19 protein-coding genes are annotated in these 19,582 nt (G+C 61.0%); 18 read left to right on the top strand and 1 reads right to left on the bottom strand.

What is annotated here, in order from left to right:
* Positions 1–76: 76 nt before the first annotated feature.
* Positions 77–241: a hypothetical protein gene (locus tag BTHE68_RS13020; RefSeq protein WP_162064597.1), complete on the bottom strand. Its 165-nt coding sequence runs from the start codon at positions 239–241 to the stop codon at positions 77–79.
* Here BTHE68_RS13020 and BTHE68_RS13015 point away from each other — a divergent pair.
* The 18 genes from BTHE68_RS13015 to atpD all read left to right on the top strand — a co-directional run bounded on the left by BTHE68_RS13015 (position 186) and on the right by atpD (position 19,580).
* A complete protein-coding gene (locus tag BTHE68_RS13015) occupies positions 186–1,364 on the top strand; it encodes an ABC transporter substrate-binding protein (protein WP_162066640.1) in 1,179 nt (392 codons plus the stop codon). The genes BTHE68_RS13020 and BTHE68_RS13015 overlap by 56 nt on opposite strands.
* 263 nt (positions 1,365–1,627) lie before the next feature.
* Positions 1,628–2,800: an ABC transporter substrate-binding protein gene (locus BTHE68_RS13010; protein ID WP_162066639.1), complete on the top strand. Its 1,173-nt coding sequence runs from the start codon at positions 1,628–1,630 to the stop codon at positions 2,798–2,800.
* 147 nt (positions 2,801–2,947) lie between these two features.
* Positions 2,948–4,003: a branched-chain amino acid ABC transporter permease gene (locus tag BTHE68_RS13005; protein WP_162066638.1), complete on the top strand. Its 1,056-nt coding sequence runs from the start codon at positions 2,948–2,950 to the stop codon at positions 4,001–4,003.
* Between the two features lie 4 nt (positions 4,004–4,007).
* Entirely contained in the window at positions 4,008–5,780 is a 1,773-nt protein-coding gene (locus BTHE68_RS13000) for a branched-chain amino acid ABC transporter ATP-binding protein/permease (RefSeq protein ID WP_162066637.1), read from the top strand.
* A complete protein-coding gene (locus BTHE68_RS12995; protein WP_162066880.1) occupies positions 5,780–6,547 on the top strand; it encodes an ABC transporter ATP-binding protein in 768 nt (255 codons plus the stop codon). The genes BTHE68_RS13000 and BTHE68_RS12995 overlap by 1 nt, the downstream gene beginning before the upstream one ends.
* A gap of 158 nt (positions 6,548–6,705) precedes the next feature.
* Positions 6,706–8,670: a tRNA uridine-5-carboxymethylaminomethyl(34) synthesis enzyme MnmG gene (gene mnmG / locus BTHE68_RS12990; protein WP_162066636.1), complete on the top strand. Its 1,965-nt coding sequence runs from the start codon at positions 6,706–6,708 to the stop codon at positions 8,668–8,670.
* Complete coding sequence (gene rsmG, locus BTHE68_RS12985) at positions 8,667–9,332, top strand: 16S rRNA (guanine(527)-N(7))-methyltransferase RsmG (protein WP_162066635.1); 666 nt, start codon at positions 8,667–8,669, stop codon at positions 9,330–9,332. Before mnmG ends, rsmG begins: the two co-directional genes overlap by 4 nt.
* A 76-nt stretch (positions 9,333–9,408) precedes the next feature.
* Entirely contained in the window at positions 9,409–10,191 is a 783-nt protein-coding gene (locus tag BTHE68_RS12980; RefSeq protein ID WP_162066634.1) for a ParA family protein, read from the top strand.
* Between the two features lie 45 nt (positions 10,192–10,236).
* On the top strand, positions 10,237–11,139 hold the full coding sequence (locus BTHE68_RS12975; protein ID WP_162066633.1) for a ParB/RepB/Spo0J family partition protein: 903 nt from the start codon (positions 10,237–10,239) through the stop codon (positions 11,137–11,139).
* A 13-nt stretch (positions 11,140–11,152) separates the two neighbouring features.
* Positions 11,153–12,289 carry an SLC13 family permease gene (locus tag BTHE68_RS12970; RefSeq protein ID WP_162066632.1) on the top strand — a complete coding sequence of 379 codons (1,137 nt, stop codon included), beginning with the start codon at positions 11,153–11,155 and terminating at the stop codon, positions 12,287–12,289.
* A gap of 222 nt (positions 12,290–12,511) precedes the next feature.
* Positions 12,512–13,045: an ATP synthase subunit I gene (locus BTHE68_RS12965; RefSeq protein ID WP_232077882.1), complete on the top strand. Its 534-nt coding sequence runs from the start codon at positions 12,512–12,514 to the stop codon at positions 13,043–13,045.
* 177 nt (positions 13,046–13,222) lie between these two features.
* Complete coding sequence (gene atpB / locus BTHE68_RS12960) at positions 13,223–14,074, top strand: F0F1 ATP synthase subunit A (protein WP_162066630.1); 852 nt, start codon at positions 13,223–13,225, stop codon at positions 14,072–14,074.
* Between the two features lie 90 nt (positions 14,075–14,164).
* Entirely contained in the window at positions 14,165–14,434 is a 270-nt protein-coding gene (atpE, locus tag BTHE68_RS12955) for a F0F1 ATP synthase subunit C (RefSeq protein ID WP_007180033.1), read from the top strand.
* Positions 14,435–14,567: 133 nt separating this feature from the next.
* A complete protein-coding gene (locus BTHE68_RS12950; RefSeq protein WP_162066629.1) occupies positions 14,568–15,038 on the top strand; it encodes a F0F1 ATP synthase subunit B in 471 nt (156 codons plus the stop codon).
* A 2-nt stretch (positions 15,039–15,040) separates the two neighbouring features.
* A complete protein-coding gene (locus BTHE68_RS12945) occupies positions 15,041–15,583 on the top strand; it encodes a F0F1 ATP synthase subunit delta (protein ID WP_162066628.1) in 543 nt (180 codons plus the stop codon).
* A 58-nt stretch (positions 15,584–15,641) separates the two neighbouring features.
* Entirely contained in the window at positions 15,642–17,183 is a 1,542-nt protein-coding gene (atpA, locus tag BTHE68_RS12940; protein WP_162066627.1) for a F0F1 ATP synthase subunit alpha, read from the top strand.
* A 64-nt stretch (positions 17,184–17,247) separates the two neighbouring features.
* Positions 17,248–18,141: a F0F1 ATP synthase subunit gamma gene (atpG, locus tag BTHE68_RS12935; RefSeq protein ID WP_162066626.1), complete on the top strand. Its 894-nt coding sequence runs from the start codon at positions 17,248–17,250 to the stop codon at positions 18,139–18,141.
* A 44-nt stretch (positions 18,142–18,185) separates the two neighbouring features.
* Complete coding sequence (gene atpD / locus BTHE68_RS12930; RefSeq protein WP_162066625.1) at positions 18,186–19,580, top strand: F0F1 ATP synthase subunit beta; 1,395 nt, start codon at positions 18,186–18,188, stop codon at positions 19,578–19,580.
* The last annotated feature ends 2 nt before the right edge of the window (positions 19,581–19,582 follow it).

Genomic DNA, 19,582 nt, shown 5'->3' with positions numbered 1-19,582 from the left:
GCAAATGCGCTGAAAAAACGATGCTAAAGCGCAGCGGAAACCCTTCAAATCGCTTGCTGCACGGCGCTTTCGTCCGCTAAACTGCATTTCCCGACCCACTGGTCGGCGATTCGAAGCGGGCGCTAAATTCGGGCATATCGGCAGGCGATTCTTCACGCAAAACACGATTTACGGGGCGCAAATCAATGAAGTTGGCTTTACGCGGCAAGACGGTCGCAATGACCGTCGCGGCAATGTCCATTAGTTTCTCGGCAGTATTCAGCAGTCAGGTTTTGGCAGACGTGAAAATCGGCGTGACGGTCTCGGCGACCGGTCCGGCGGCTTCGCTCGGCATTCCGGAAAAGAACACGGTCGCGCTCCTGCCGAAGGAAGTCGCGGGGCAGAAGGTGGAATACATCGTCCTCGACGACGCCACCGATTCCACCCAGGCGGTGAAGAACGCGCGCAAGCTGACGAGCGAGGATCACGTCGATGCGCTCGTCGGTTCCACGGTCGTGCCCAATTCGCTCGCGATGACCGACATCGCCGCTGAAACGCACACGCCGATGATTTCGATGGCCGCGGCCGCGAGCATCGTCGAGCCGATGGATGCGAAAAAGGCGTGGGTCTTCAAGACGCCGCAGAACGACATCCTGATGGCCACCGCGATCGCGCAGCACATGTCGAATCACGGCGTGAAGACGGTGGCGTTCATCGGCTTTTCCGATGCCTACGGCGAAAGCTGGTTCAAGGAGTTTTCCAAGGCGGCCGATCTCGCGAAGCTGAAGGTCGTCGCGAACGAGCGCTTCGCGCGCAACGATGCGTCGGTGACGGGGCAAGTGCTCAAGATGATGTCGCAGAACGCGGACGCGGTGCTGATCGCGGGCGCGGGCACCCCGGCCGCTCTGCCGCAGAAGACGCTCAAGGAGCGCGGCTACAAGGGCAAGATCTACCAGACGCACGGCGTCGCCAATAACGACTTCCTGCGTGTATGCGGCAAGGATTGTGAAGGCACGTTCCTGCCGGCGGGCCCGCTGCTCGTCGCGGAGCAGTTGCCCGACAGCAATCCCGTCAAGCAGGCCGCGCTCACATACAAGAAGGCCTATGAAGGCGCGTACGGCGCGGGTTCAGTGTCGACGTTCGGCGGCCACGCGTGGGACGCGGGCCTCATTCTGCAGCGCGCGATTCCCGTCGCGCTGAAGAAGGGTCAGCCCGGCACGCCGGCGTTTCGCGAAGCGTTGCGCGCGGCCATCGAAGAGACGAAGAACCTGCCTGCTTCACACGGCATCTTCAACATGAGCCCCAACGATCACTCCGGACTGGACCAGCGCGCACGCGTGATGGTGGAGATCGTCGGCGGCAAGTGGAAGCTCTCGGGCAACTGACGAGAATCGCATATGGACTGATCCGGAGAAAAAGGCGCGTTAGCTACACAACGCGCCTTTTTTTCTGCGCTGGGCAGTGAAAAGCCGCAGCGAAAGAAGAGGGCGCAAAGCCTCGCATGCAGCGGCGCAACGGTCAGGGAAAACTCGCCTTGGCACGCAGTAACGCGGTAAATAGATTGGGGCGGCTCTTTGGTTAGCCTCAAAAGTCGCATCGATAACAACTCGCAGCAAGCACCGCCAGTGTGCGCGTTTGGAGACGAACAATGAAAACGAAGAAGGCATGGATCAAGACGGGCATTGCGCTCGCCATCGCGGGCAGCGTGCTCGCAGGCGCGGGCGCGGCGTTCGCCCAGGTGAAAATCGGCGTGACGCTCTCGGCGACGGGCCCGGCTGCATCGCTCGGGATTCCCGAGAAAAACACCGTCGCCTTGTTGCCGAAGGAGATCGGCGGGAAGTCGGTCGAATGGATCGTGCTCGATGACGGTTCCGACACGAGCCGCGCCGTGCAGAACACGCGCAAGCTGATTGATGAAGATCACGTCGATGCGATCGTCGGTTCCACGGTAACGCCGAATTCGCTCGCGATGATCGACCCGGCCGCCACCGGCAAGACGCCGATGATCTCGATGGCCGCGTCGGCCGCAATCATCTCGCCGATGGACGCGAAGAAGGCATGGGTATTCAAGACGCCGCAGAACGACGCCTTGATGGCCAATGCGATCGCGAGCTACATGGAGAAGCACGGCGTGAAGACGGTGGGCTTCATCGGCTTCGCGGATGCCTACGGCGACGGCTGGTACAACGTGTTCAACACGGCAGCGGCGGCGCACAAGCTGAAGATCGTCACGAACGAACGCTTCAACCGCACCGACACCTCCGTGACCGGCCAGGTGTTGAAGACGATGGGCGCGAACCCCGACGCGGTGCTGATCGCGGGCGCGGGCACGCCGTCCGCGCTGCCGGCGAAGGCGCTGAAGGAGCGCGGCTACAAGGGCAAGGTCTATCAGACGCATGGCGTCGCCAATAACGACTTCCTGCGCGTGTGCGGCAAGGATTGCGAAGGCGAGATCCTGCCCGCCGGGCCGGTGCTCGTGACCGAGCAATTGCCGGACAGCAATCCGGTGAAGAAGTCGTCGGCGGCCTACAAGGACGCGTATGAGAAGGCGTACGGCGCGGGCTCGCTGTCGACCTTCGGCGGTCACGCGTGGGACGCGGGCCAGATGCTTCAGCGCGCGATTCCCGAGGCGTTGAAGAAAGGTCAGCCGGGCACGCCGGAATTCCGCGAAGCGCTGCGCGCGGCGCTGGAAAACCTGAAAGACCTGCCGGTGTCGCACGGCATCATGAACACCACGCCGACCGATCACAACGGCTTCGACAACCGCGCGCGTGTGATGGTGCAGATCGTCGACGGCAAGTGGAAGTTGCTGAACGACTGAGCTCGACCGGGCGCGCTTCATGGCGCGTTCGTGTTTCTTAATTTCAGGATGAACGGGCGGCGCACCGGCAACGGCGCGCCGCTTTGAACATGTTCCGGCGGCGGTTCTTTTAACCGCCTGTTTCGGAAGCAGCTCCGAAGAGGAAGTATGGACTTATCGATTGCGGCGATCCTCGCGCAGGACGGGATCACCACGGGTGCGATCTACGCGTTGCTCGCGCTCGCTCTGGTGCTCGTTTTCTCCGTGACACGCGTCATTTTCATTCCGCAGGGGGAGTTCGTCGCGTACGGCGCGCTCACGCTGGCCGCGCTGCAGACGCAGAAGCTGCCCGCCACCTGCTATTTGCTCATCGCGATGGGCATTGGCTGCTTCGTCGCCGAAGTCGCCGGGATCGTCAGGCATCCTGCGCGATATCACCAGATCGGCCGTTTGCTCGCCGTTCTGGCGGCCAAGTACGTGCTGTTTCCCGTGGCGGTCTGGGGCATCACGCAGGCCGCCTTTGCGCAGCCGTTGCCGATGATCGCGCAGATCGCACTGACGCTCCTGATCGTCGTGCCGATGGGCCCGTTCGTCTACCGACTCGCGTATGAACCGATCGCGGAGGCGAGCACGCTGTTGCTTCTGATCGTCGCGGTGGCGGTGCACTTCGCGATGGTGGGACTCGGCCTCGTCATGTTCGGCGCGGAAGGCTCGCGCACGACCGCGTTCTCCGACGCCACGTTCAATCTCGGCAGCGTTTCGGTCTCCGGGCAGAGCCTGTGGGTCGTCGGGACCGCCGTGGTGCTGATCGTCGCGCTGTACTTCTATTTCGACCGCACGATTTCCGGCAAGGCGCTGCGCGCGACGTCGGTGAACCGGCTGGGCGCTCGGCTGGTGGGCATCGGCACGACGCAGGCGGGGCGCCTCGCGTTCACGCTCGCGGCGGGCCTCGGCGCGCTGTGCGGCGTGCTCGTCGCGCCGATTACCACGATCTACTACGACTCGGGCTTCCTGATCGGTCTGAAGGGCTTCGTGGGCGCCATCGTGGGCGGTCTGGTGAGCTATCCGCTCGCGGCGGCGGGTTCGCTGCTCGTGGGGCTGCTCGAATCGTATTCGTCGTTCTGGGCGAGCGCGTACAAGGAGGTGATCGTCTTCACTTTGATTATTCCGGTCCTGCTGTGGCGAAGCCTGGCGAGCCCGCATTCGGATGAAGACGAGGAGTAAGCCGATGAAATTCCGTTCTTTTTGGATCTTTTTGTTGATCGTCTTCGCGCTGCCAGTCCTGCCGGGGCCGGTCGCCGTGCCCGAATACTGGATCACGCTGCTGAACTACATCGGGCTGTATTCGATCGTCGCGATCGGGCTGGTGCTGCTGACGGGCATCGGCGGGATGACGAGCTTCGGACAGGCCGCGTTCGTCGGCGTGGGCGCGTATGCGACGGCTTTCCTGACGACGCGTTACGGCGTGTCGCCGTGGCTGGCGCTGATCGCGGGCGTGGTGCTGACGGCGTTCATCGCGCTGCTGCTCGGGCTTATCACGATGCGCCTTTCCGGGCATTTTCTGCCGCTCGGGACGATTGCGTGGGGGCTGTCGCTGTTCTATCTGTTCGGCAATATGGAACTGCTCGGCAAGTACGACGGCATCAACGGCATTCCCGTGCTGAATCTGTTCGGATGGCAATTGGAGTCGGGCCGCAGCATCTACTACCTGATCTGGGTCGTCGTGCTGCTCGCGGTGATCTCCGTTCAGAATTTGCTTAATAGCCGGCCCGGCCGTGCGATTCGCGCGCTGCGCGGCGGTGGCACCATGGCCGAAGCGATGGGCGTCAACACCGCCTGGATGCGCGTGGTTATCTTCATCTACGCGGCGGTTCTGGCGGCCGTATCGGGCTTCCTGTACGCCCACTTGCAGCGCGCCGTGAACCCGACGCCGTTCGGGTTGAATCACGGCATCGAGTTCCTGTTCATGGCGGTGGTTGGTGGCGTCTCGCATGTCTGGGGTGCGATTCTCGGCGCGACGATCCTCACCGTTCTGCAGGACTATCTTCAGACGCTGCTGCCCAAGCTGCTCGGGGCGAACGGCAATTTTGAGATCATCGTCTTTGGCGTTGTGATGGTGTTGCTGCTGCAGTACGCGAGACAGGGTGTCTGGCCGTTCGTCGCACGGCTGTTTCCACGCGGACCGCGTGCTCATGTACCCGATCACGGCGATGCATTGCCGCAGCGCAGCAAACCGGCGGCGGGAGAGCGATTGCTCGTGGTCGAGAAGGCGCGCAAGCAGTTCGGCGGGCTGGTCGCGGTCAACGATGTCAGCTTCGAAGTGAAGGCGGGCGAGATCATCGGTTTGATCGGACCGAATGGCGCAGGCAAATCCACGACCTTCAATCTCGTCACCGGCGTGCTTCAGGCGACCAGCGGCGCGATCAGTTTCCACGGCGAGCGGATCGAGAAACTCACTTCACGTGAAATCGTCAAGCGCGGCATCGGACGGACGTTCCAGCACGTCAAGATGCTGCCAGGGATGACTGTTCTGGAGAACGTGGCGATCGGCGCGCACTTGCGTGGCAATACAGGTGTGTGGCGCAGCGTCGTGCGCTTGAATGCGGCGGAGGAGGCGCGATTGATGGCCGAGGCCGCGAAGCAGATCGCGCGCGTCGGGCTGGAGAAACATATTTACAGTGAGGCGGGCAGTCTGGCGCTCGGTCAGCAGCGGATTCTCGAAATCGCGCGGGCGCTCTGCTGCGATCCGACGCTGCTGCTGCTGGACGAACCAGCTGCGGGTTTGCGTTATCAGGAGAAACTGCAACTCGCCGAGTTGCTGCGAAAACTGCGCGCCGAAGGCATGAGCATTCTTCTGGTCGAACACGACATGGACTTCGTGATGAATCTGACGGATCGACTCGTAGTAATGGAGTTCGGCACGAAGATAGCGGAAGGTCTGCCGAAGGACGTGCAGAAAGATCCGGCGGTGCTCGAAGCGTACCTGGGCGGGGTGGAATGATGGCGAAGGATTCGAACGCGGTGGAAAACGCGATCCTGCAGGTGGATGGCTTGTCCGTGCGCTACGGCAAGGTGGAGGCGTTGCACGGCGGCAAGCTCACGGTCGGACCGGGGCAGATCGTCTCCGTGATCGGGCCGAATGGTGCCGGCAAGTCGACGCTTCTCAACGCGATCATGGGCGCGTTGCCGCAAACGGGTCATTCGAAAGGCAGCGTGCGCTACCTCGGCGAAGAGGTGTCGGTCCTGCCGATCGAGCGCCGTGTCGCTCGTGGCATGTGCCTCGTGCCCGAAAAACGCGAATTGTTCGCCACGATGGCTGTGGAAGACAATCTCGTGCTAGGTGCATATCGGCGCAAGCGGGCGGGAGAGCGTAACTTTCTTGACCAACTCGAGCACGTCTTCGAGCTGTTCCCTCGTTTGAAGGAACGAAGGAAACAGGCGGCAGGAACACTGTCGGGCGGAGAGCGCCAGATGCTTGCGGTCGGGCGCGCTTTGATGGGAAAGCCTCAGCTGCTTATGTTGGATGAGCCGAGCCTCGGTCTCGCGCCGTTGATCGTTAAGGAGATCTTCCATATCATCAGCGTGCTGCGTCAAACGGGTGTCGCGACCCTGTTGATCGAGCAGAACGCGCGCGCCGCGCTGCAGATTTCTGACTATGGTTACGTGCTCGAGACCGGTGAATTCGCACTTGAAGGAAAGGCCGACGTTCTCCAACACGATCCGCAAGTCATCGAAACCTACCTTGGCCTGACGAAAAAAGTCGCCTAAACGCGACACACATAGTGCCCGGAGATGGCGTGTTTCACGTGAAACACGCCATTTTTTTCGCCTGTGGACGGTCGATCGAATTCGAGGCAGGAAGGAAGCCGTTATAATTCGAAGCTATTCCTTCTTCAGGTTCGTGTCGTTCGTACACGAGATCTCCGATGCTTTATCCCACAGAATTTGATGTGATCGTCGTTGGCGGCGGTCACGCAGGCACTGAGGCCGCGCTCGCTTCGGCGCGCATGGGCTGCAAAACGCTACTTTTGACCCACAACATCGAGACGTTGGGCCAAATGAGCTGCAATCCGTCGATCGGCGGGATCGGCAAAGGCCATCTCGTCAAGGAAGTCGACGCGCTTGGCGGCGCCATGGCTGCCGCGACGGACGAATCGGGCATCCAGTTTCGCATCCTCAACTCGTCGAAAGGTCCGGCGGTGCGGGCGACGCGCGCCCAGGCTGATCGTCTCCTCTACAAGCAGGCGATCCGTCATCGGCTCGAAAATCAGGCGAATTTGTGGCTCTTTCAGCAGGCCGTCGACGATCTCATGGTCGAAGGCGATCGCGTGGTCGGCGCAGTGACGCAGGTTGGCCTTCGTTTCCGCTCCCGAGCCGTGGTGCTGACGGCCGGCACCTTCCTCGATGGGAAGATTCACGTCGGGTTGAACAATTATGTCGGTGGACGCGCGGGCGATCCGGCAGCGGTTTCCTTGTCGGCACGCTTGAAGGAGTTGAAGCTCCCGCAAGGCCGGCTCAAGACCGGCACGCCGCCGCGTATCGACGGTCGTACGATCGATTTTTCGAAACTCGAAGAGCAGCCTGGTGACCTTGATCCAATTCCGGTGTTTTCGTTTCTCGGACGGGTGGAGCAGCATCCGCAGCAGATGCCGTGCTGGGTCACACATACGAACTCGCAAACGCACGACATAATCCGCTCCGGTCTCGACCGCTCACCGATGTATACGGGCGTCATCGAAGGCGTCGGACCGCGCTATTGCCCGTCGATCGAGGACAAGATTCATCGTTTTGCTTCGAAAGACGCGCACCAGATCTTCCTGGAACCGGAAGGGCTGACGACGAACGAGTTCTATCCGAATGGCATTTCGACCAGCCTGCCGTTCGATGTCCAGCTCAATCTCGTCCGGTCGATGCGCGGTCTGGAGCACGCGCACATCCTGCGTCCTGGCTATGCGATCGAATACGACTATTTCGATCCACGCGCGCTGAAGGCTTCGCTGGAAACCAAGGCCATCGGGGGCTTGTTCTTCGCCGGACAGATCAATGGCACGACAGGGTACGAAGAAGCTGCTGCGCAGGGCTTGCTCGCGGGCATCAATGCCGGACTGCAAGTGCAGGGGAAAGAGGCGTGGTCTCCGCGCCGCGATCAGGCCTATCTGGGCGTTCTCGTCGACGATCTCGTCACGCGTGGCGTGTCGGAGCCGTATCGGATGTTCACTAGCCGTGCCGAATATCGTCTCTCGCTGCGTGAGGACAACGCGGACATGCGTCTCACCGAGATTGGGCGCGAGTTGGGTGTTGTCGACGACATCCGCTGGGATGCATTCAGCCGCAAACGCGACGCTGTTTCACGTGAAACACAGCGGCTTCGTTCGACGTGGGTTAATCCGAAGACATTGTCAGCGGAGGAGGCCACCGCCTTGTTGGGCAAGCCGATCGATCACGAATATAGCCTGGCGGATCTTCTGCGCCGCCCGGGCGTTTCCTATGACGGTGTCTGCGCGCTCCGCGATGGCACATGTGGTCCCGAAGCGGCGCTTGCCGAAGACCTGGTGCTCGCCGCCCAGATCAAGGAACAGATCGAAATCGGCGTGAAGTATCAGGGCTACATCGATCGCCAAGCCGACGAAATCGTCCGCAACGGCGCGCAGGAGAATACGCGCTTGCCCGAAGGCCTCGACTATAACGATGTCCGTGGCTTGTCCTTTGAAGCGCGTCAAAAGCTGTTGCAGCACCGCCCAGAGACGATCGGGCAGGCGTCACGCATCTCCGGCATCACTCCGGCCGCAATATCGCTGTTGATGGTTCATCTGAAGCGCGGCGCTGGCCGTCGTGGCCGCAATTCGGCCGGCGACGATTCCGCATCCGCGAACCCGACGGCGGTTCAATGACGGAAGGCAATCTAATCTTGGCGACGACGCTCGAAAAGGGCGTCGCCGCACTTGGCCTTGCGCTGTCGTCATCGCAAAAACAGACACTGCTCAATTACGTTGCGCTCCTCGGCAAGTGGAATGCCGTGTATAACTTGACGGCGATCCGCGATCTGCAGCAGATGGTGATCCAGCACATCCTGGACTCGCTTGCCATCATGCCGGCTGTGTCAGCGCGTAAACCTGCGGCAGTGCTTGACGTTGGTTCGGGTGGCGGTTTGCCTGGTATCGTGCTGGCGATCGCCTTGCCGGAATTGCGTGTCACGTTGAACGACATCGTTCACAAGAAAACGGCATTTCAGTCGCAAGTGAAGGTGCAGTTAGGTCTGAGCAATCTGTCGGTTGTGACGGGGCGCGTCGAAAGTTTGCGTCCGGGTATCGAAGTGCCGGAAAAATTTGACGTAATCGTGTCGCGCGCATTCGCAGAGCTCTCCGATTTCGTTACACTTTCGCGTCATCTGGTAGCCGATGATGGGCGGATTCTGGCAATGAAGGGTGTGAGGCCCGATGCCGAAGCCACGCGTCTCCCGGCAGGCGCCAAGGTGCTCGGTATCGAGCGCCTGATCGTTCCGATGCTCGATGCGGAGCGGCATCTGGTCGAGATTGCCGTCGAGCCAGAATAACGGTCCGCCGTGCGGTTCCATTCGGCATTCCAGCCACGCTGATCTTCTGACAGCGAAGAAACGAGGACTCTAAACGATGGCAAAAATCTTCTGCGTCGCAAATCAGAAGGGCGGCGTTGGAAAGACCACGACAGCGGTCAATCTCGCGGCAAGCCTCGCAGGGCTCGATCAGCGCGTGCTGCTGATCGACCTCGATCCGCAGGGCAACGCGACAATGGGCAGCGGCATCGACAAGGCAGCGTGCGAGAACACCGTCTATGAAGTGCTGGTCGATGGCGTCACGCTTCGTGAGGCGCGCGTGCGTCCACCCGCCGTCAATTACGACGTGCTGCCGGCCAATCGCGAACTGGCGGGCGCCGAAGTCGAACTCGTGGATATGGAGAATCGCGAACGTATTCTGCGCGTCGCGATTGCCGAAGTAGTCGATGACTATGACTTTGTGCTGATCGATTGCCCCCCGGCGCTTTCCTTGCTGACGCTCAATGCGCTGTGCGCGGCCCACGGCGTCGTGATTCCGATGCAGTGCGAGTACTTCGCGCTGGAAGGGCTATCCGATCTTGTCAATACCATCAAGCAGGTCCACGCGAATCTGAATCGCGATCTGAAGGTCATCGGCCTTCTGCGCGTAATGTTCGATCCCCGAATTACGTTGCAGCAGCAAGTGTCGGATCAATTGAAGGAACACTTTGGCAGCAAATTGTTCGACGTTGTGATCCCGCGAAATGTGCGCCTCGCCGAAGCGCCGAGCTACGGGCTACCGGGCGTCGTGTTCGACAAGTCTTCGCGTGGCGCGCAGGCGTATATCCAGTTCGGCACGGAAATGATCGAGCGCGTGCGCGCGCTCGACGTCGTCAACTAAGCAAACCCATTCGATGCGGCAGAGAACGCCGACGGAGGAACCGAAATGAGCGCTGTGATGAAGAAGAAGGGGTTGGGCCGTGGCCTGGATGCATTGCTCGGCGGCAGCGTCGACATCACGGAAGCCGTGCGCGGCGAAGGCATGCCCACGGTGCTGCCGCTCGACAAGCTGCAGGCCGGCAAGTATCAGCCGCGTACCCGGATGGACGAAGGCGCGCTCCAGGAGCTCGCCGCGAGCATTCGCGCGCAAGGGCTGATGCAACCCATTCTCGTGCGCTCGGTCGGCGACGATCACTACGAAATCATCGCGGGCGAGCGACGTTTTCGCGCCGCGCGCATGGCCGGTCTCGATGAAGTTCCGGTTCTGGTAAAAAACGTGCCAGATCAGGCGGCCGCTGCGATGGCCCTGATCGAGAACATTCAGCGCGAGGACCTGAACCCGCTGGAAGAGGCGCAGGGCATCCAGCGTCTGCTCGACGAATTCCGCTTCACGCACGAACAGGCCGCCGAGTCGGTCGGCCGGTCGCGCAGCGCGGTGTCGAATCTGCTGCGCCTGTTGAACCTCGCGACGCCCGTGCAGACGATGCTGCTCGCCGGCGACCTCGACATGGGTCACGCGCGCGCGCTGCTCGCAGTCGACGCCGCCACGCAGATCCAGCTCGCCAATCACGTTGTGAACCGCCGTCTGTCGGTGCGTGAAACCGAACGCCTCGTCGCCGCGACGACCAAAGAAGCGCCTGCGACAAAAGCGCGCGCCGCGAACGACGGCGGACGTGATACGCGCCGTCTGGAAGAAGAGCTGTCCGATCTGCTGTCCGCGAATGTGAAGATCAAGCTGGGTGGAAGAGGGCGTGGCAAGGTCACGATCGACTTCGGCAATCTCGACTCGCTCGAAGGCATCCTGACGAAGCTGCGCGGCAGCATCGAAACCACCACGCCCACAGCCTGATTTCGCGCGCCACTTGTCCGAATACAACGCCGACCGTCCACGGTCCGATTTCTTCGCGCGTATCTGGCGAGCCGTCTCCAAAGAGCCGGTTCTGTCGATACTCGTCGTCGCGCTGATCGCGCTGCAGATCGCGCATCCGCGTCCCTTGATGTCGCTGCCGGGTCTCGTCGACTGGCAGACGGTGCTCACGCTCGCCGGTCTCCTGATCCTGACAAAGGCGATCGAATTGTCAGGATTCCTGATGTGGGCGGCGCATCGGCTCGTGCATCACATTCACGGCGAGCGAACCCTCGCGCTGCTGCTCGTCGCGCTGGCAGCGGGTCTGTCCACGGTACTGACCAACGATGTCGCGCTCTTCGCCGTCGTGCCGCTCGCGTTGTCGCTGCACAAACTCGCGCCGCTGCCGATCAAGCGGCTCGTCATCGTGATCGCACTGGCGGTCAATGCAGGATCGGTCCTCACGCCGCTAGGCAACCCGCAGAACCTCTTTCTATGGCAGACGAGCGGCGTCGGCTTTCCGGCGTTCGTATGGGCGCTGTTGCCGCTGTGCGCCGCGTTGATGGCGCTGCTCGGCGTCGTCACCTTCGCGATGTTCCGCGCCGCACCGCTCGATCTGTCCGGCGATGTCGAAGAACATCGCGTCGATCGCGTGCTGTGCGGCGTCAGCGTGCTTGCGTTCGCCGCGTTCGTCGCTCTCGCCGACGCGCATCACGCCGGCCCCGCGCTCGCCGCGCTCGCGATCGTCTTTCTGCTGTGGCGTCGCGAAGTCGTGTTTCGGATCGACTGGCTGTTGCTGCTCATCTTCGTGTTGATGTTCATCGTGCTGCGTAGCGCGGCCGCGTTGCCGTCGATTCACGCGGCGATCGCGCATCTCGGCATCGGGACGCCGGTGCGCGCATACGCGGCCGGCGCCGTGCTTTCGCAGGCGATCAGCAATGTACCCGCCGCCATCGTTCTCGCGGAGTTCTCCAAGGATTGGCGCGCGCTCGCTTTCGGCGTGAGCGTCGGCGGCTTCGGCGTGGCGATCGGCTCGCTGGCCAATTTGATCGCGGTCAGACTGTCGGGCGAAAAAGGCATGTGGATGCCATTTCACATCGTGTCGATACCGTTCTGGATCGTGGCGATGGTCATCGGTTGGGTGCTCGTTTGACGCTGATCGGAAGCTCTTCCATCGACTGATAATGTCCTTGCAATTGCAAGGAAAGTCTCACTTTTGAGACCGTTTTTTAAGGTTCGTCTGCTTGGCTTTTGACACACCTAAACTATTGAATCCGCGACAACAATCGCTTACAATCGCCCGGATTTATCAGCTAGGCCACCTCGAAAGCGCTGCGAAAGCGCAGGGTGATTTCCCGGACTTTTGGTTGAAGGTTTGAAGACGGTGCGAGAGGAAAATCGAGCGCCGGACGCTCACGCAACCGGCGAGGCGAACGCCTCCGGAAATCAGCCGCGCGGTTCGTCGAACGACTCGTGGGATGCCGAAGCGCAAGAAAACAATATCGTTCCGCTCACGCGGGATCAGGCAGAGAAGCTGTTTGGCCCTGAGGTGAGTCGTCCATCGCGTGTCACGCCTTTTAGAGTTGTGGCAGCGCAAATGGTTTTGTCCCTGGGTGCGACGCTGTTGTGGTGGCTGTTCTACAAGCCGCCGGGCGATGCTGCGCTGTCCGCATTTCTGGGGGGAGCAATCTGCTGGGTGCCGAGCGCCTTGTTCGCCTCGCGCCTGAAAGCGAGGAGCGGCGCCGAGACGATCATGAGCTGGATGATCGGCGAGGCGCTCAAGATGGGAGCGACGATTGCCATGTTCGTGGCGGTCGCGTACTGGTACAAGAGCGCGTTGTGGCTGCCCTTGCTCGTTACGTACATCGTCGCCCTGAAGACTTACTGGGTTGCAATGGCGCTTCGGTGACGATTCTTGACGTCCCAGGTAAGTGCCTGCAGCACGGGTTGCAAGTAGCATCGGATATGAACAGGTGCGGATCACATTCCGCACTCGGGCCTCTCGAACCGGAGCCGCGACGCGATGCGGCGGCTCGGCGGCGACAGGCGGCGAAAGATTTTTGACAATTTGGGTGGCTTTAACGATATGGCAGCTAGCGAAGGAACGCACGCTCTGGATCCGTCCGAGTACATTGCGCACCACTTGCAGAATCTTTCCACGCAGACACAGACGTCGATCTTCGACATCCACGTCTGGAATCTCGACACGCTGTTCTGGTCGATTGTGTGCGGTCTCGTGACCATTCTCATTCTCGGTCTTGCAGCGCGCAAGGCGACGTCCGGTGTTCCCGGCCGTTTCCAGTGCGCCATCGAGATGCTGGTCGAAATGGTTGAAGACCAGTCGAAGTCGATGATCCACGGCAGCCGCCGCTTCATCGCTCCGCTCGCACTGACCGTGTTCGTCTGGGTCGCCCTGATGAACTCGCTCGACTTCATCCCCGTCGACTTGCCGGGCCGCGTCATCGGCTGGCTGGGTCTCGAACAGGTCCTGCCGCATCATCGCATCGTGCCGACGGCTGACCTGAACGGCACCATCGGCATCGCGCTCGGCGTGTTCGTGCTGATGATCTATTACAACTTCAAGATCAAGGGCGCAGGCGGCTTCGTGCACGAACTCCTGTCCGCTCCGTTCGGCGCGCATCCGCTGCTGTGGATTCCGAACCTCGCGCTGAACATCATCGAGTTCGTCGCCAAGACGGTTTCGCTCGGCATGCGGCTCTTCGGCAACATGTACGCCGGCGAACTGCTGTTCCTGCTGATCGCCCTTCTGGGCAGCATGTGGACGTTCGGTGCGGACACCTCCGTTCTCGGCTTCCTCGGCCATGTGGTCGCGGGCACGGTCTGGGCGATCTTCCACATTCTGATCGTGTTGTTGCAGGCGTTCATTTTCATGATGCTGACGCTGGTGTACATCGGCCAGGCGCATGACTCACACTGACGCGTGACGGCACGTTCCGGAATCGTTCAGTTTTCAGGTTTTCGTTTTTTATAAATCCAGTTCCAAAGTCTTTAAATCAAAGGAGTGATCATGCAAGCTTTCATCGCCAACATCCAGGGTCTGACCGCCATCGGTATCGGCATCATCATCGGCCTGGGTGCAATCGGCGCCTGTATCGGTATCGGTCTGATGGGCGGCAAGTACATTGAAGCATGCGCCCGCCAGCCGGAACTGATGAACCCGCTGCAGACCAAGATGTTCCTGCTGGCTGGTCTGATCGACGCGGCGTTCCTGATCGGCGTTGGTGTGGCAATGCTGTTTGCGTTCGCGAACCCGCTGCTCTCGAAGCTCGCAGGCTGAGGTTCCTCGGAACTGTGCGTCTGACTTTTAAAGACGCCTGAACGGAACGGATGAGGCGCTGATCGAGCTCAACAAGCCGATGAGCGCCTTTTAACCGTTTCACCTCCGATCAAGCAACGTTTAAGGAAACACCGTGAATCTCAACGCAACCCTGTTTGCGCAAATGGTCGTGTTTCTGATCCTCGCGTGGTTCACGATGAAGTTCGTGTGGCCCCCGTTGATCAACGCCCTCGACGAGCGCTCGAAAAAGATTGCCGACGGCCTCGCCGCCGCCGACAAGGGCAAAGCGGAACTCGAAGCCGCGCACAAGCGCGTGGACCAGGAACTCGCGCAAGCGCGCAACGACGGCCAGCAACGCATCGCCGACGCTGAAAAGCGCGCGGCCGCAGTCGCGGACGAAATCAAGGCGAACGCCCAGGCCGAAGCCGCGCGCATCGTCGCGCAAGCCAAGGCGGACGCCGACCAGCAGGTCGTGAAGGCGCGCGAGACGCTGCGCGCTGAAGTCGCGGCACTGGCTGTGAAAGGCGCCGAGCAGATTCTGAAGCGCGAAGTCGATCAGAAGGCTCACGCCGATCTGCTGAATCAACTCAAAGCCGAGCTCTGATCATGGCCGAACTTGCAACCATCGCTCGTCCTTACGCAGAAGCGCTGTTCCGCGTGGCCGAAAGCGGCGATCTCGCGGGCTGGTCCACCTTCGTCGAGGAGCTGGCACAGGTTGCGCGTCTGCCCGAAGTGGAAACGGTCGCTTCGAACCCGAAGGTGAGCCGTCAGCAAATCGTCGATCTCCTGCTCGCCGCAGTGAACTCGCCGCTCGCGCAGAGCCAGCCTCAAGCGAAGAACTTCGTCGGCATGCTGGTGGAGAACCATCGCCTGCCGCTGCTGCCGGAAATCGCCGTCCAGTTCGACGAGCTGAAGAACGCCCGTGAAGGTGCTGCCGATGCTCACATCGTGAGCGCGTTCCCCCTCGAAGGCGAACAGTTGAACGACCTCGTTGCAAGCCTCGAACGCAAGTTCCAGCGCAAGCTGAAACCGATCGTCGAAGTCGATCAGTCGCTGATCGGCGGCGTTCGCGTGACGGTTGGCGACGAAGTGCTCGATACCTCGGTCCGCGCGCGCCTCGCCAGCATGCAGACGGCTCTGACCGCCTGACGCTTCCAAAGAAGCGCCTTAGCTGGCACGCAACAGAATTGACTATCAGGAGCGAATAATGCAACTCAATCCCTCTGAGATCAGCGAGCTGATCAAGAGCCGGATCCAGGGCCTTGAAGCGAGCGCGGACGTTCGCAACCAGGGCACCGTGATCTCCGTGACCGACGGCATCGTGCGTATCCACGGCCTGTCGGAAGTGATGCAGGGCGAAATGCTCGAATTCCCGGGCAACACCTTCGGCCTTGCGCTGAACCTCGAACGTGACTCGGTCGGCGCCGTTATTCTCGGTCAGTACGAGCACATCTCGGAAGGCGACATCGTCAAGACGACGGGCCGCATTCTCGAAGTGCCGGTTGGTCCGGAACTCATCGGCCGCGTGGTCGATGCGCTCGGCAACCCGATCGACGGCAAGGGCCCGATCAACGCGAAGGCCACTGACGCCATCGAAAAGATCGCGCCGGGCGTGATCTGGCGTAAGTCGGTGTCGCAGCCGGTGCAAACGGGTCTGAAGTCGATCGACTCGATGGTGCCGATCGGCCGTGGCCAGCGCGAGCTGATCATCGGCGACCGTCAGTGCGGCAAGACCGCGGTGGCCGTCGACGCGATCATCAACCAGAAGGGCAAGGACCTTTTCTGCATCTACGTCGCGATCGGCCAGAAGGCTTCGTCGATCATGAACGTGGTGCGCAAGCTCGAAGAAACCGGCGCGATGGCTTATACCATTGTCGTGGCGGCTTCGGCTTCGGAATCGGCCGCGATGCAATACCTCGCGCCGTACGCCGGCTGCACGATGGGCGAATACTTCCGCGATCGCGGGCAAGACGCGCTCATCGTCTATGACGATTTGACCAAGCAAGCGTGGGCGTATCGCCAGATTTCGCTGCTGCTGCGCCGTCCGCCGGGCCGTGAAGCGTACCCGGGTGACGTGTTCTATCTGCACTCGCGTCTGCTCGAGCGTGCGGCTCGCGTCTCGGAAGACTACGTCGAGAAGTTCACGAACGGCGAAGTGAAGGGCAAGAGCGGCTCGCTGACGGCACTGCCCGTCATCGAAACGCAAGCCGGCGACGTGACCGCGTTCGTTCCGACGAACGTGATCTCGATTACCGACGGCCAGATCTTCCTGGAAACCGACCTGTTCAACGCCGGTATCCGTCCCGCGATCAACGCGGGCGTGTCGGTGTCGCGCGTCGGTGGTGCGGCTCAGACCAAGGTCGTGAAGAAGCTGTCGGGCGGTATCCGTACCGACCTCGCGCAGTATCGTGAACTGGCTGCGTTCGCGCAGTTCGCATCGGACCTGGACGAAGCCACCCGCAAGCAGCTCGAACGCGGCCGCCGCGTGACGGAACTGCTGAAGCAGCCGCAGTATCAACCGCTGCAAGTGTGGGAACTGTCGGTTGCGCTGTTCGCAGCCAACAACGGCTATCTGGACGATCTCGAAGTCTCGCAAGTTCTGCCTTTCGAAAAGGGCCTGCGCGAATTCCTGAAGACCAGCCACGCCGATCTGATTAAGCGCATCGAAGACAATAAAGACTTGTCGAAGGACGACGAAGGCGCACTGCATGCCGCGCTGAAGGACTTCAAGAAGTCGGGCGCTTATTGATCGGGACTGAGGAGCAACGCGCGATGTCCCTGAACATCGCGCGGCTTCGATCAAGGAGTAAGCAATGGCTGGAATGAAGGAAATTCGCGGCAAGATCAAGAGCGTGCAGAACACGCGCAAGATCACGAAAGCGATGGAAATGGTCGCCGCATCGAAGATGCGCCGCGCCCAGGAACGCATGCGTTCCGCCCGTCCGTATGCCGACAAGGTCCGCGCAATCGCATCGCACATGAGCAAGGCGAACCCTGAGTATCGCCACCCGTTCATGGTCGAGAACAAGGGCGTGAAGACGGCCGGCCTGATCCTCGTCACGACCGACAAGGGTCTGTGCGGCGGCATGAACACGAACGTGCTGCGTGCGTCGCTGCTCAAGATCAAGGAACTCGATCAGAGCGGTGTCAAGATCGAGGCGTCGGCGATCGGCAGCAAGGGTCTCGGGTTCCTGAATCGCCTGAAGGCCAGTGTCGTGTCGCAAGTCACGCAACTGGGCGACACGCCGCATCTGGAAAAGCTGATCGGCGCGATCAAGGTGCAGCTCGACTTGTACTCGGAAGGCAAGATCAACGCGGTGTACCTGGCGTACACGCGCTTCATCAACACGATGAAGCAGGAAGCGGTGATCGAGCAGCTGCTGCCGTTGTCGGCGGAAGACCTGCACAAGGAAGCGGACAAGCAAGCCGAAGGCGAGACGCCGAAGACCTCGTGGGATTACATCTACGAGCCGGACGCGCAAACCGTGGTGGACGAGCTGCTCGTGCGCTACGTCGAAGCGCTCGTCTATCAGGCAGTCGCGGAAAACATGGCGTCGGAGCAATCGGCGCGGATGGTCGCGATGAAGGCCGCTTCGGACAATGCGAAGACCGTGATCAACGAACTGCAGCTCGTCTACAACAAGAGCCGCCAGGCCGCGATTACGAAAGAACTGTCGGAAATCGTCGGCGGCGCCGCAGCGGTCTGATTTTGCTGACCGCGTGAAAGAACATAGTATCTAAAGGAAATGCGATGAGTACTACTGCTTTGGTAGAAGGCAAGATCGTACAGTGCATCGGCGCCGTTATCGACGTGGAATTCCCGCGTGCGCACATGCCGAAGATCTACGACGCGCTCATTCTGGAAGGCACCGAACTGACGCTCGAAGTCCAGCAGCAGCTGGGCGACGGCGTGGTGCGCACCATCTGTCTGGGTGCATCCGACGGTCTGCGCCGCGGCACGATGGTCAAGAACACGGGCAAGCCCATCAGCGTGCCGGTCGGCAAGCCGACGCTGGGCCGCATCATGGACGTGCTTGGCCGTCCGATCGACGAAGCGGGCCCGATCGATTCGACCACGGTGCGCTCGATTCACCAGCAAGCGCCGAAGTTCGACGAGCTGTCGCCGTCGACGGAACTGCTCGAAACCGGCATCAAGGTTATCGACCTGATCTGCCCGTTCGCGAAGGGCGGCAAGGTCGGTCTGTTCGGCGGTGCAGGCGTGGGCAAGACCGTGAACATGATGGAACTCATCAACAACATCGCGAAGGAACACGGCGGTTATTCCGTGTTCGCGGGCGTGGGTGAGCGTACCCGTGAAGGGAACGACTTCTATCACGAAATGAAGGACTCGAACGTTCTGGACAAAGTGGCGCTGGTGTACGGCCAGATGAACGAGCCGCCGGGCAACCGTCTGCGCGTCGCGCTGACCGGTCTGACGATGGCCGAGCACTTCCGTGACGAAGGTCTCGACGTTCTCTTCTTCGTCGACAACATCTACCGTTTCACGCTGGCGGGTACGGAAGTGTCCGCACTGCTCGGTCGTATGCCTTCGGCAGTGGGCTATCAGCCGACGCTGGCTGAAGAAATGGGCAAGCTGCAAGAGCGCATCACGTCGACCAAGACCGGCTCGATCACGTCGGTTCAGGCCGTGTACGTCCCTGCGGATGACTTGACCGACCCGTCGCCGGCTACGACCTTCGGCCACTTGGACGCAACCGTCGTGTTGTCTCGTGACATCGCTTCGCTGGGTATCTATCCGGCAGTGGACCCGCTCGATTCGACCTCGCGTCAGATCGACCCGAACGTGATCGGCGAAGAGCATTACTCGATCACGCGCGGCGTGCAGCAAACGCTGCAGCGCTACAAGGAACTGCGCGACATCATCGCGATTCTGGGCATGGACGAACTGTCGCCGGAAGACAAGCTGTCGGTCGCGCGCGCGCGCAAGATCCAGCGTTTCCTGTCGCAGCCGTTCCACGTTGCGGAAGTGTTCACGGGCTCGCCGGGCAAGTACGTGCCGCTGAAGGAAACCATCCGCGGCTTCAAGATGATCGTCGAAGGTGAGTGCGATCATCTGCCGGAGCAGGCGTTCTACATGGTCGGCACGATCGACGAAGCCTTCGAAAAGGCCAAGAAGATCCAGTAAAG

This window comes from Burkholderia sp. THE68 (assembly GCF_009938265.1).
Taxonomy (GTDB): Bacteria; Pseudomonadota; Gammaproteobacteria; order Burkholderiales; family Burkholderiaceae; genus Caballeronia.
The sequence above is the reverse complement of the archived record's forward strand: the minus strand, read 5'-3'. Positions and strand labels throughout refer to the sequence as shown.